This window comes from Paenibacillus sp. FSL H7-0714, from assembly GCF_038003765.1.
Classification (GTDB): domain Bacteria; phylum Bacillota; class Bacilli; order Paenibacillales; family Paenibacillaceae; genus Paenibacillus_AQ.
In genome coordinates this window covers 6,717,589-6,730,068 of sequence record NZ_JBBOPT010000001.1, presented here as the reverse complement: position 1 = coordinate 6,730,068, position 12,480 = coordinate 6,717,589, and the positions used below count along the sequence as shown (strand labels likewise).

Here is a 12,480-nt window from a genome sequence, read left to right as displayed (position 1 = left end):
TAGTACATGGCAGAGCAACTGAAAGGGTTCACGGTCGCCTTGGCGGGTCCGCGCAAATCGGAAGAGATGGCCAAGTTGGTGCGAAATATGGGGGGGACGGCGTTATGTCGACCTGCTCAGGGTACTGTCTTTCTTGATGATGAGGCATTGGAGGAAGGATTGAATTCATGGATCAGCCATCCACCTTATTTGGTGATCCTTACCACAGGCATGGGACTGGATGCTCTCTTCCAAACGGCTGAACGCCTTAATATCGCTGAGCGTTTCTTAGAGGTCCTTTCTGGTTCTATTATTGCTGCACGGGGTTATAAGACAGTGAATGCTTTGAAAAAAAGAGGACTTACGCCGGAGGTTCGTGACGACGACGGAAGTACGATCGGATTGATTCGTGGGCTTCAATCTCTGGATTTGCAGGGCAAGGAGGTCGTACTGCAGCTGCACGGCGATCCAGCTCCTCGTATGCTCGCATGGCTGCAGGAGGCTGGGGCGAATACCCGCCAAGTGCTGCCGTATCGTCATACTCTACCAGAACCGGGTGAGCTTGAAAGATTGCTTACAGAAATCATAGAAGGTAAGATTGATGCCGTGGCTTTTACAAGTGCGCCACAATTTCGTTTCCTCTCTCAATTTGCTCGGGAACAGGGCAAGCTGGAGGAGATGCTGAGGTCTTTCGAGGATAAAGTGCTTGCTGTTTCTGTAGGGCGTATTACCTCTGAGGCTCTAAAAGAAGAGGGCCTACAACGTATCATCATGCCTGAGCATGAACGGATGGGAAGCATGATTGTAGAGTTGGGCAAATATGTGGCGGCGAATCGCTAGACCATAGTGTGCGGCAGCTTTACAAGATTTACGTTACTATTCAGAAGCATTCCCGCCCGATTCAATGGGTGGGGATGCTTTTTTACCCGGAAGAGGATGCCTTAAGAGTAGTAAACCTGCCATCTGCATGGACATTCGCAGCAGTTTTCCTTAGAATATAGGCAACATGTGATGAATAATAACAATGAATAAGGAGGAGGATCCCCATGGACAAAAGAAAATGTCTGTTACTTGGTGATTATACCCATCCCCGTTTCCATCCACTTCAAGGAGTGGACCAACAAATTAGCGAGATCTTAAATGATTTATTAACCGTTCAGTGTTCAGAAAACAAAAAAATGATGCGCATTGAGCATTTAGGAAGTTATGACTTATGCATTGCCTACAACGAATTATGGAATGAAACTGTATCTCCTCAGCAAACCGCTGGCCTACTCAGCTATGTGAGCGGTGGTGGAGGACTGATTGTTCTTCATACAGGTGCTTCTTTGACGAAGCGTAACGAACTAGCTCAGCTGATCGGTGGACGCTTTAATGGTCACACCGCTTACGAGCCAATGAATTTTAAGGTGCTAGAGCATGACATTACTGAGGGCGTTGAAGACTTCCAGCTGGATGAGGAGCCTTATCATTTCGAATTTGATCCGTTCACAGATCGGACTATTCTTCTTCAGTATGAATCGGAGGGTCAATGGCTTCCAGCTGCATGGTGCCACAGCTATGGTTTAGGACGAGTAGTGTTCCTTATGCCTGGGCATCATGAGCCATCCTTCCGCCATCCAGCACTACGTAAACTGATCTTGCAGGCAGCTACTTGGGCTGCACGTATTCCGGTAAGTAACTAAGGGATAGAGCGTTTTTTTGAAATACGCACACAGTGAGGTATACTTTAATCATCAACTCCGTTTGTAACGAAACGGAATCTTTGGGAGGAAGTACTATGAGTGATTTGTTTAAAAAAGCGATCTCTTTAGGAGTGGGCCTCACCATTGTTAGTAAGGAAAAAGTAGAAAAGGTTGTTGAGGAACTAGTGAAGCGTGGGGAGCTTGCTCCTTCGGAGTCTAAGGCCCTTGTTGACCGTCTGATTGAACGCGGTGAGGAAGAGCGAGGTATGCTCAAGTCTGTTGTACAAGAACAAGTACAACGCGTGTTGAAGGAAATGAAGGTTCCTGTACAAAGTGATATTGACGAGCTGGAAGGCCGAATTGCTGTGTTGGAGCGTCGATTGGCCGAGCTGGAGGGCATTTCCCATCTAGAAGGAACATCGGCGGAAACGCGTACGGACTAAATGGCAGTACGTATCAGACATGCCGGACGATACCGGTCCATTGCCATGGCGCTTATGCACCATGGTTTTGGCTATATGGTGGAGGAGCTGGGGCTCTATCATTTATTATCCCTTCCACGCCGTCTTGTAACGCAAGAAGCTCATACAAGCCTTACGCTCGGGGAGCGGATTCGGCTCGTATTGGAGGATTTGGGCCCAACCTTTATAAAGCTTGGACAACTCGCCAGTACACGTTCGGATCTGCTGCCTGATTCTATTATTCAAGAATTGGTAAAACTACAGGATAATGTGCCCCCGTTCCCTGTGGAGCGCGTGCGCACGATTGTGGAGCATGAACTCGATCAACGGATGGATGAAATCTTTAATTCCTTTGAGGATACTCCTCTTGCGGCTGCGTCGATCGGTCAAGTGCATAGAGCTGTTCTTCACAGTGGGCAGGTCGTGGCTGTTAAAGTTCAGCGCCCTGGCATACTGCGAACGATGAGTAGGGATTTGGAAATTCTCAAAGATCTGAGCGCCCTTGCTGAGAAGCAGCTAGGCTGGGCGAGGCAATATCAGTTGTCCCGTATGGTAGAGGAATTCTCGAAATCTCTGCTTGGTGAGCTGGATTACGGCCAAGAAGGACGCAATGCAGAGAAAATTGCTCAACAGATGGATTATGACGGAGTATACATCCCGGATATTTATTGGGACTATACGTCAGCACGAGTGCTGACGATGGAATATGTGGTAGGGATTACGCTAAGTCGTCGCGATGAACTACTGAGTAGCGGCGTTAAGCTTAAGGTTATTGCTCAGCAGCTCGTGGAAATGATGCTAAGACAAATTTTCATTCATGGCTTTTTTCATGCAGATCCGCATCCAGGGAATGTTATGAGAATGGCTGATGGGAAGCTGGCTTTGATTGATTTTGGCATGATGGGGCGGCTGAACGAAGAGATGAAAGAGCAGCTGTCTGCGCTTGTCATCGCACTAATGCGCAAGAATACGGATGCGATGGTCCGGGCAATTTTGCGTCTCGGCGTCATCCCTGAGGATGCTGATCGAGCGGCATTGCATAATGATATGGATCGACTTCGCGAAGAGTATTATGATGTTCCGTTCAGTAAGATGAGCATAGGTAAAGCGCTAAATGATCTGTTTGGCATTGCTCGCAAGCATCGATTAGTCCTTCCCCCGGATCTAACGATGCTTGGTAAGACGATGCTGACGCTTGAGGGTGTCATTAGCAACCTGGATCCAACGATTAGCATTTTAGAGATGGCAGAGCCTTTTGGACGGGAACTTGTGAAGCAGCGATTTAGTGGTCCCCGATTGCAGCGCAAGTTCCTTGGCGGCGTAGCCGATCTAACGGAGAGTCTTCTAGAGCTTCCTGGGCAGGCAAGGCAGTTATCTGCGCTAATTAGTAAGGGAAAGCTTAAGGTAGAGATTGTGGCACCTGAGCTGGAGCATTTGGAGCGAAAGCTGGACCGGGTTGGGAACCGCTTAGCGTTTAGTATTGTGATGCTTGCGTTCAGTATTATCATGGTTGGACTCATTATTGGAACTGCGATGCGCGGTCAGCCTTCAGTGTTATGGAATTTCCCTACAGTGGAGATTGGCGGCGTAGTAGCGCTTCTGATGTTCTTATGGTTGATCTTTGCGATTTTTAAATCGGGAAGGTTCTAACCTACAACTACAGGATAGAATAATTATTATTCTGCAGTTTCACACAAATGCCGTTCTATAAAGTACAATATAAAAGATAACTTTCTAAGCTTAACTTTACTTCTATTGTATAAAGTGGAATGGACCGCAAATGGAGTGCCGTCTAAACGTCCGGTGGATCGCTGCTGCCCAGAAACCGAACTTTGACCGCACTCTTTTAACGGGTCAAGGGATACATGGGACGGAAGAATGCCGGTGACGGGGTTCTTCCGCTTTTGTTTGAATATAGCTGAATCGGAAGCATACGCCCCCAAAAGGACAGTCGGGTAGGGGCTGCCTGAATAGGGCTTTGGAAGACGGAAGTTAAGTAAGAGATGTAATCAAATTTAACTGAGAAAATAGTGAGGTGGAGAATTTGCCGGGATTTAAAGAATTAGGTGTTTCAGAATTACTGTGTACATTGCTTCAAGGTCAAGGCATCGTTAAGCCTACACCAGTGCAACAGGAAGCAATACCGCCATTGGTGCAGGGTCTGGATGTAATTGCAAGAGCGAAGACAGGTACAGGGAAGACATTAGCTTTCTTGCTGCCAATTATGGACAAGATCCACACGGAGCGAGCTTATCCGCAGGCGCTAATTATGGCCCCAACACGTGAGTTGGCTTTGCAGATTACAGAAGAGGCACGTAAGCTGGCGCGTCATACGGATATTAAAATCTTGGCCGTTTATGGTGGTCAGGATGTTGAGAAGCAGCTGCGTAAGCTCGAAGGTGGCAGACATCTTATTATCGGTACACCGGGCAGACTGCTAGATCATATGCGCCGGGAGACGCTCGATCTTAGTGGCGTTAAGATGCTCGTTCTGGACGAAGCGGATCAAATGCTGCATATGGGATTCTTGGAGGATGTAGAGACCATTATTACGGCTGTTCCTTATCGCCGTCAAACGATGTTGTTCTCTGCGACGATGCCAGATCCGATTAAACGTCTCGCAGCTAATTACATGAAAGAGCCTCTGGATATCATTATTAAGAGTGGTTCTCCGATTCCGCTGGATAATATCAAACAGCAAGTCGTGGAAGTCTCGGATCGTAATAAAGAAGAGGCGCTCAAAACATTGATTGAACGGGATCGTCCTTACTTGGCTATTATTTTCTGCCGGACCAAACGTCGGGTGTCCAAGCTGAACGAAGCACTCCAAGCAGCAGGTTATGATTGTGATGAGCTGCACGGTGATTTGTCCCAAGGTAAACGCGAAGGTGTAATGAAGAGATTCCGTGATGCGAAGCTGCAGCTTCTTGTAGCCACAGATGTAGCGGCTCGGGGGCTGGATGTCGAAGGTATCACTCATATCTTTAACTACGATATGCCACTTGATGTGGATAGCTATATTCACCGGATCGGCCGGACAGGCCGTGCCGGAGGTAAAGGGCTTGCAATTACGTTCACTTCTCCACGTGAGCAAGATGGACTAGACTTGATCGAGCACGGCATTTCGCAGCGCCTGGATCGCCGCCGTTACGACAAGGATGAATTCGGCGTTGGCGAATTCGTTGCAGTACAAGGCGGCGGACGCCACGGCGGTCGTCAAAGCGGCGGCGCTGAGGCAGCGCGCACGGGCCGCGGACCGAAGACCGGCGGCTCTGGCCGCGGCGGTGCTCCGCGCGGCGAAGGCGGAGCGCGGCAAGGTGGCCGCGGCCGCGGTAAGGAAGCAGGCGGCTGGGGCGCGCCTGCAGAAGGTCGCCGCGGTGGTCGTTCTGATGCGGCGGCTGGCAAGCGTGGCGGCAGCGGCTTTGACGCTGCTGCACCTAAGGGCGGCGGCAAGGCTGCCGGCGTAGTACGAGTAGGCGGCGGCTATGGCGCCTTCGCCTCCAGAGGCGATGCGCCAGCTAGCGGCAACGCAGCAGCGCCTAGCAGCACCGGTTCGCGCGGTGCGAACCGGAAGGGCGGCCCAAGCACTGGCTACAGCGAGAACGTAGCCAGAGGTGCAGACGGCGGCGCTTACGTTGGCGGCACACCACGAGGCGGCTTAGGCAGCGGCTACGGTACGGGCCCGTCTAGAGGCGGCGGCAAAGGTGGTAAAGGTAGCAAAGGCGGCTATAGCGGTGCCAAGGGTGGCGCTGGTAAAGGCGGCCGCAACAGCGGAAATACGGGTTCCTCACGGGGTGGACGCGGCAGCTCCGGCGGCTTTAAAAGCGGCGGCAGAGGCACATCCAGATAATGTGAGTGGAATTTCATAACTAAAACTTGTTACCATAGGGAAGTTAGCGGACAAGCTAACTCCCTATGGTAACTTTATTTTGTAGGCACAATTATCCGAGCGATATTTGTCTAAAAAAGGATCTTAGTGTAACATTTTTGAAGGAAAGCTTGTCTAATAGATAAATAGAGTGTTTCGACTTCGAGGAGGAAGATCTTGCAGATGTCTAAAAAATTGAAAATAATAATCTTGTTAATTGTCGTTATTGCTGTTGGGTGGGGGATTGGGAAATATACGACGCCTTCTCCTTCTGCTTCAGATAGTAGCGGTTCCAATATAAATGTGCAGGATGATCTTCAAGCTAAGCCTGGTGAGGATGGTGATAGCACCGAAGAGGGTATAACAGACCCAGTGGTAGCTAATCCAACTAATATAACGGATCCCTCTGATCCGTCCGAACCGGATAGTAACGGCAAGGGAAATAGCACTGATGATTCTTTTAAAGAGCCTGACAGCATAGCTGTGATGGTGAATAAGGAGTATGGACTGCCGGAGAACTATAAGCCAACGGATCTAGTCTACCCGGAAGTGCGTTTTACATTTAAAGAGAAAATCGAGAAGCGTATGATGCGTAAGGAAGCTGCCGAAGCGTTAGAGAAACTGTTCGCAGGCGCAGAGGAAGACGGGATTTACTTGGCTGGCGTTTCGGCCTACCGTTCTAAGGAAACCCAAACAAGGCTGTTCAATCGTTATGTTGAGAAAGACGGAGAAGAACTGGCTCGTACTTACAGTGCCGTGCCTGGCTATAGCGAGCATCAGACAGGGCTTGCTATCGATGTCTCAGGAAGTGACGGGAAATGTGCTGCGGAGAGCTGTTTTGGTGGAACGAAGGAAGCGGAGTGGCTAGCGCAGCATGCAACCGAATATGGTTATATCATCCGCTTTCCAGAAGGAAAGCAGGACATTACAGGATATAAGTATGAGCCTTGGCATATCCGTTATGTGGGCAAGGATATAGCTACTTATATTGCGGATAAAGGGATTACGCTGGAAGAATATTATGATGTCGTACCAGTATCCAAATAACAAAGTGATAGAGAGCAGGCCTAAGAAATACATAGGGCTGCTTTTTTTTATCTTAGTGTTTACAGAAAGTGTCGATAAGTTGCAATCTGTTACAATTCGGGTAAGATACGTAGTGTAGTCTAAGTACATGGAAGGAAGGGGAATTAGGATGTCGATCTACAATTTTTCCGGCGTTACGCCTTCGGGTAAAGAAGTGTCATTTACAGAGTATGAAGGTAAGGTAGTGCTGATTGCCAATACGGCTAGTAAATGCGGACTTACACCGCAGTATGGGGATCTCCAGAAGCTATATGAGCAGTATAGGGATCAGGGACTTGTAGTATTAGGATTCCCCTGCAACCAATTTGCGGGTCAGGAGCCGGGTACAAGTGAAGAGGCAGAAGAATTCTGTCAGATTAATTATGGCGTTACCTTTCCTGTGTTTGCCAAAGTGGATGTGAATGGACCGGATGCCAGCCCTCTTTTCAATTATTTAAAAGAGCAGCAGCCGGGTACTGGCGACAGCAGTGATATCAGCTGGAATTTCACGAAGTTTCTTATTGATCGTGGCGGTAATGTAGTAGCTCGTGTGGAGCCAAAGGAATCGCCAGAAACGATGTCAGAACAGATTGAGTCCTTACTGTAGATCATTTAGGGACTGATGAATTGTTATTTTACAAGTATCCTTTCGACCTCGGTCTTTGGCCGAGCCTCGACGGGATTTTCTTTTTTTACATAGGAATATAGAATAGGCGCCTTAAATTTTGTTGTGATAAATTATACTTGACGCTTTACAGAGACCATGTATTCTTTGAAGAGAATGTAATGCCCATGCAAAATATGCATAAAGCGTGGAATACAGCAGGATAATAACGGCAGGAGGGTTCAATACAAGCATGAAGTTAATTACAGAGGTAGCAGCACAAGCGGGAATTGACGAAGAGCATCTGGAACTATACGGAAAATATAAAAGTAAACTTTCACCGTCCTTATGGGAAGACATGAAGAACAAACCAGATGGTAAGCTGGTATTGGTCACTGCGGTGAATCCAACCCCTGCTGGCGAAGGGAAGACCTTAACAACCATTGGGCTGGCACAGGCATTGAACGCAGCAGGAGTAAAGACCGTGGCTGCCTTGCGCGAACCATCCCTCGGACCATGCTTAGGCATGAAAGGCGGTGCCACGGGCGGCGGCAAGTCACAGATCATTCCGGCAGATGAGATTAATTTGCACTTTACGGGTGATATTCATGCGGTGACTTCTGCACATAATTTATTGTCTGCGATGATTGATAATCATATCTTCCAAGGTAATGAGCTGGGTCTTGATCCGCAGCGTATCGTTTGGAAACGCGTGATGGATATGAATGATCGCAGTCTGCGGAATATAGTGACAGGGCTCGGAGATGGAAATGGAGCCGTGCGGGAAAGTGGGTTTCAGATTACAACAGCTTCTGAGATTATGGCTGTATTATGCCTATGCGATAATCTGAGTGATCTCAAAAAGCGTCTGAACCGTATTTTGATTGGGTATGACCAAGAGGGACAGCCTATAACGGCCGAGCAAATAGGAGCAGTTGAAGCGATGACAGCGCTGCTGAAGGAAGCAGTCAAGCCTAATCTGGTGCAGACCTTGGAGGGCACTCCTGTTATTGTACACGGTGGTCCATTTGCGAATATCGCCCATGGCTGCAGTAGTGTTATCGGTACTCGTTATGCACTCAAGCTGGGGGATGTTGTTGTTACGGAAGCAGGCTTCGGAGCGGATCTTGGTGCAGAGAAATTCATGGATATCAAATGCCGGCAAGCGGGTCTAACCCCTTCAGCGGCAGTGCTTGTCGTGACGGTGAAATCCTTGAAATATAACGGTGGTGTACCTAAGAATGAGCTCCAAACGGAGAACCGGTCGGCGCTGCGCTCTGGATTGTCTAATTTGGAGCGTCATGTAGAGAATCTCGGCAAATTTGGGGTGCCTGTTCTTGTTGCCATCAATCATTTTGAAGGCGATAGCCCAGAAGAGATTAATGACGTTGTGGAGGCTTGTCGCCGATTGAACGTTCCTGCGGCAATATCCAAGGTATGGGCAGAAGGTAGTGCGGGCGGACAAGAGTTGGCTTCGGAATTAAAGAAACTTCTGGATCATAGCGACACTGAACGTTTTGCTCCTTTGTATGAGAATGAACTCGACATCTCTTCCAAAATCACCAAGATTGTTCGCGAAATTTACCGTGGTGCGGAGGTTAACTTTTCCCCTGCGGCCAAACGCAGCCTAGCGGTGATTGAGCGTCTTGGGTTAAATAATCTTCAAGTATGTATGGCGAAGACTCCTTATTCCTTCTCAGATCAGCCTAGATTGCTTGGCGCTCCAGAAGGTTTCATGGTAGGTATCCGTGATATTACCCTTTCGCTCGGTGCAGGGTTTGCTGTAGTGATTACGGGCAATATCGTTACGATGCCAGGTCTACCGGCTAAGCCAGCTGCTGAGGCACTATGGATGGATGAGGATGGCGTGATTCACGGTTTGGTGTAGATACAGTTTATGATCAGGCTTTTCCCTGTTGGTGTAGGGGAAAGCCTTTTTTGCGCGTAATAAGAAAGTATATCCTGAGGGGGCAGAACATAATGTCCTACGCCCATGGCAAAGCTAACGAGGTCGCAATCGGCAGCAGTGACGGAAAATGCTTAAAATTGTGAACAATCTGAGAATATAGGCGAAAAGACTTGTAATGTGATAAATATCACAATATAATCAGTTTATAAAGTGAAATAAATCACAATTAATCCATCGGTGATCAGATATCTAATTTGGTCAGTCAAGCAATTCGAATATATAACCAGGTTGTCCATTTGAAGGAGGAAGAAAATAATGAAAGTAGCTGTCATTGGATGTACCCATGCCGGAACTGCCGCAATTGTAAATACTGCCAAGCTTCACCCGGAAGCCGAGATTACGGTGTATGAGCGTAATGATAATATTTCTTTCTTATCTTGTGGAATTGCTTTATACGTAGGTGGAGTGGTCAAGGACCCACACGGGCTGTTCTATTCTTCCCCTGAGAAGCTTGCTGAGCTTGGTGTAAAGACCAACATGCGTCATGAAGTGACCGTTGTGGATACGAAGTCCAAAACATTGCGTGTTCGCAATTTGGTAACCGGACAGGAGTTTGACGATACCTACGATAAGCTGATTATGACTACGGGATCATGGCCGATTGTACCGAAGCTCGAAGGGATTGAGCTGGAAGGCGTCTTGCTTTGCAAGAACTATGATCATTCCAATACCATTATAGAAAAAGCTAAACAAGCGAATAAAATCACAGTCGTAGGCGCTGGATATATCGGCGTTGAGTTGGTGGAAGCCTTCCAAATGAACGGAAAGCAAGTTACGCTGATTGATGGTGAAGATCGTATTTTGAATAAATATTTGGACCCAGAGTTTACTGCGCCGATCGAACAATCCTTTAAGGATCATGGTATTAAATTAGCGCTGAATGAGAAGGTAAGTTCTTTTGCTGGTGAAGGTGGCAAAGTTACCAAGGTTATCACAAGCGAAGGGGAGCATGAAGCGGATCTTGTAATTCTCTGCATCGGCTTCCGTCCGAATACTGAGCTGTTAAAAGGTCAAGTGGATATGCTGCCAAATGGCGCAATTCTGGTCAATGATTATATGCAGACTAGTTGCCCAGATGTGTATGCCGCTGGTGACAGCTGCGCGATTCATTACAACCCTACGGGTAAGCACGCTTATATTCCACTGGCAACCAATGCCGTACGGATGGGCACTTTGGTCGCACGTAACTTAGTGAAAGAGACGATTCCTTATATGGGTACTCAAGGGACTTCGGGCATTAAGATTTATGAAGATAATATCGCTGCTACCGGTCTTACTGAAGAAGGGGCTAAGGCTGAAGGAATGGACGTAGAAACTACCATGATTATTGACAACTACCGTCCAGAATTTATGCCAACCTTCGAGCAGGTGCAATTAAAAGTGGTATTTGATCGCGCCACACGCCGCATTCTCGGAGCACAAATCTTGTCCAAGACGGATTTGACGCAATCGATTAACACAGTATCTGTATGTATTCAAAATAAAATGACAATCGATCAGCTTGCCTTTATCGATTTCTTCTTCCAACCTCATTACAACAAGCCTTGGAACTTCCTGAATACAGTAGGACTCGAATCGCTACCGGCATCAGTACCAAGCAAAGAGGCAGTAACCGTATAATTTAATTGCATGTGAACAATAAAGTTGGGTAAACCGGAGCCATATATGGCTCCGGTTTTTTGTGATTGATACTGGTACTATTTACCTTTAAAATAATATGGAGCCTATTCTTACAATTGTAATTATGGATGCGCTTCGTTAAATTTGACATGTCAGTGAAAAGTTTCACTTAGTTTTTCATTAAGTGATAATTATCACGTTAATGTGTTTTATGACACGCTACAATGGTCGTAAAGGAACAAATTTTAAGTAAATAGATGAAGGGGATAGGAATCATGGCTTATAATAAACCGCAGCAGATTGCCGCAGTCACGGTCGAGAACGGTATAAAAAAGGCGCACAATCCTTTAAGCACCGTACTAATTCTGGGCTTTCTGGGAGGAGCGTTTATCGCGCTCGGATTTTTACTGGATATTCGCGTCATTGCTGGCGCACCACATGAATGGGGATCCATCGCTAACTTTATTGGGGCAGCTGTCTTCCCTGTCGGATTGATTCTAGTACTGCTTGCAGGGGGAGAACTGCTGACAGGCAATATGATGGCTGTGCCACTTGCTTTTATGGCGAAGAAGATATCCTTCTGGGAAGTGGTTAAGAATCTCGTATTGATTACCCTGAGCAATCTAGCGGGAGCTTTGTTTGTAGCTTACTTTTTCGGTCACGTGGTTGGTTTAACCTCTGACGGTGTGTATTTGGAAAAATTAGTGGAGATGGCAGGACATAAGCTTGAGGCAGACTTCTTGCCGGCATTTGTTTCCGGTATCGGTTGTAACTGGCTCGTAGCTTTAGCGGTATGGCTCTCCTATGGAGCAGATAACTTCAGTGGCAAAATCCTCGGCATCTGGTTCCCAACAATGGCTTTTGTAGCTATCGGCTTCCAGCACGTTGTAGCCAACATGTTCTTAATTCCGGCAGCTATTTTTGAAGGTTATTTTTCATGGGGAGAGTACTTCAACAATTTTGTTCCGGTATGGCTAGGAAACTTGACGGGCGGTGCGATCTTTGTTGCGGCAGCTTATTGGATGGCTTACCTGCGCAAAGAGCCTGCATCTATTCAGTCCGTGGACAGCATGTCCGGCAGCGGTGTAAAAAAACACGCCTAAACCTATCTTATAAAGCACTCCTTAGAATAGTTGAGGGGTGCTTTTTGCTGTATAGACAAATAAAATCCGCCGTGATGTATCCGAACTCGGGGGAACGAATTCGGATGCACAGCGAATTTTAAAAGG

Annotated in this window: 10 protein-coding genes; all 10 read left to right on the top strand. The window is 47.4% G+C overall.

The features are described from left to right. Window positions 1–6: 6 nt before the first annotated feature. The 10 genes from NST34_RS30325 (at window position 7) to NST34_RS30280 (ending at window position 12,354) form a co-directional block, all read left to right on the top strand. On the top strand, window positions 7–819 hold the full coding sequence (locus NST34_RS30325; RefSeq protein ID WP_341129371.1) for a uroporphyrinogen-III synthase: 813 nt from the start codon (window positions 7–9) through the stop codon (window positions 817–819). A gap of 206 nt (window positions 820–1,025) precedes the next feature. Then, window positions 1,026–1,664, top strand: coding sequence for a ThuA domain-containing protein (locus NST34_RS30320; protein ID WP_042192549.1), 639 nt, complete (start codon window positions 1,026–1,028; stop codon window positions 1,662–1,664). Window positions 1,665–1,759: 95 nt separating this feature from the next. Then, window positions 1,760–2,107, top strand: coding sequence for a phasin family protein (locus tag NST34_RS30315; protein ID WP_042131416.1), 348 nt, complete (start codon window positions 1,760–1,762; stop codon window positions 2,105–2,107). After that, the gene (locus NST34_RS30310; protein ID WP_076285626.1) at window positions 2,108–3,775 is read left to right on the top strand and encodes an ABC1 kinase family protein; all 1,668 of its coding nucleotides are present in this window, start codon (window positions 2,108–2,110) and stop codon (window positions 3,773–3,775) included. Window positions 3,776–4,169: 394 nt separating this feature from the next. Beyond that, window positions 4,170–5,975, top strand: a complete 1,806-nt coding sequence (locus NST34_RS30305) for a DEAD/DEAH box helicase (RefSeq protein ID WP_339799224.1) — start codon at window positions 4,170–4,172, stop codon at window positions 5,973–5,975. 201 nt (window positions 5,976–6,176) lie between these two features. Beyond that, the gene (locus NST34_RS30300; RefSeq protein WP_341129370.1) at window positions 6,177–7,040 is read left to right on the top strand and encodes a M15 family metallopeptidase; all 864 of its coding nucleotides are present in this window, start codon (window positions 6,177–6,179) and stop codon (window positions 7,038–7,040) included. A gap of 148 nt (window positions 7,041–7,188) precedes the next feature. Further along, window positions 7,189–7,665, top strand: a complete 477-nt coding sequence (locus NST34_RS30295) for a glutathione peroxidase (protein ID WP_042192540.1) — start codon at window positions 7,189–7,191, stop codon at window positions 7,663–7,665. Between the two features lie 250 nt (window positions 7,666–7,915). Next, window positions 7,916–9,550, top strand: coding sequence for a formate--tetrahydrofolate ligase (locus tag NST34_RS30290; RefSeq protein WP_341129369.1), 1,635 nt, complete (start codon window positions 7,916–7,918; stop codon window positions 9,548–9,550). A gap of 336 nt (window positions 9,551–9,886) precedes the next feature. Continuing rightward, entirely contained in the window at window positions 9,887–11,251 is a 1,365-nt protein-coding gene (locus NST34_RS30285; protein ID WP_076297929.1) for an FAD-dependent oxidoreductase, read from the top strand. 275 nt (window positions 11,252–11,526) lie between these two features. After that, entirely contained in the window at window positions 11,527–12,354 is an 828-nt protein-coding gene (locus NST34_RS30280) for a formate/nitrite transporter family protein (RefSeq protein WP_042192534.1), read from the top strand. Window positions 12,355–12,480: the final 126 nt, after the last annotated feature.

Excerpts from the sequence above, each read along its gene's own strand:
- NST34_RS30325 (WP_341129371.1), top strand. The coding sequence starts at position 7 with ATGGCAGAGCAACTGAAAGGGTTCACGGTCGCCTTGGCGGGTCCGCGC.
- NST34_RS30320 (WP_042192549.1), top strand. The coding sequence starts at position 1,026 with ATGGACAAAAGAAAATGTCTGTTACTTGGTGATTATACCCATCCCCGT.
- NST34_RS30315 (WP_042131416.1), top strand. The coding sequence starts at position 1,760 with ATGAGTGATTTGTTTAAAAAAGCGATCTCTTTAGGAGTGGGCCTCACC.
- NST34_RS30310 (WP_076285626.1), top strand. The coding sequence starts at position 2,108 with ATGGCAGTACGTATCAGACATGCCGGACGATACCGGTCCATTGCCATG.
- NST34_RS30300 (WP_341129370.1), top strand. The coding sequence starts at position 6,177 with ATGTCTAAAAAATTGAAAATAATAATCTTGTTAATTGTCGTTATTGCT.
- NST34_RS30295 (WP_042192540.1), top strand. The coding sequence starts at position 7,189 with ATGTCGATCTACAATTTTTCCGGCGTTACGCCTTCGGGTAAAGAAGTG.
- NST34_RS30290 (WP_341129369.1), top strand. The coding sequence starts at position 7,916 with ATGAAGTTAATTACAGAGGTAGCAGCACAAGCGGGAATTGACGAAGAG.
- NST34_RS30285 (WP_076297929.1), top strand. The coding sequence starts at position 9,887 with ATGAAAGTAGCTGTCATTGGATGTACCCATGCCGGAACTGCCGCAATT.
- NST34_RS30280 (WP_042192534.1), top strand. The coding sequence starts at position 11,527 with ATGGCTTATAATAAACCGCAGCAGATTGCCGCAGTCACGGTCGAGAAC.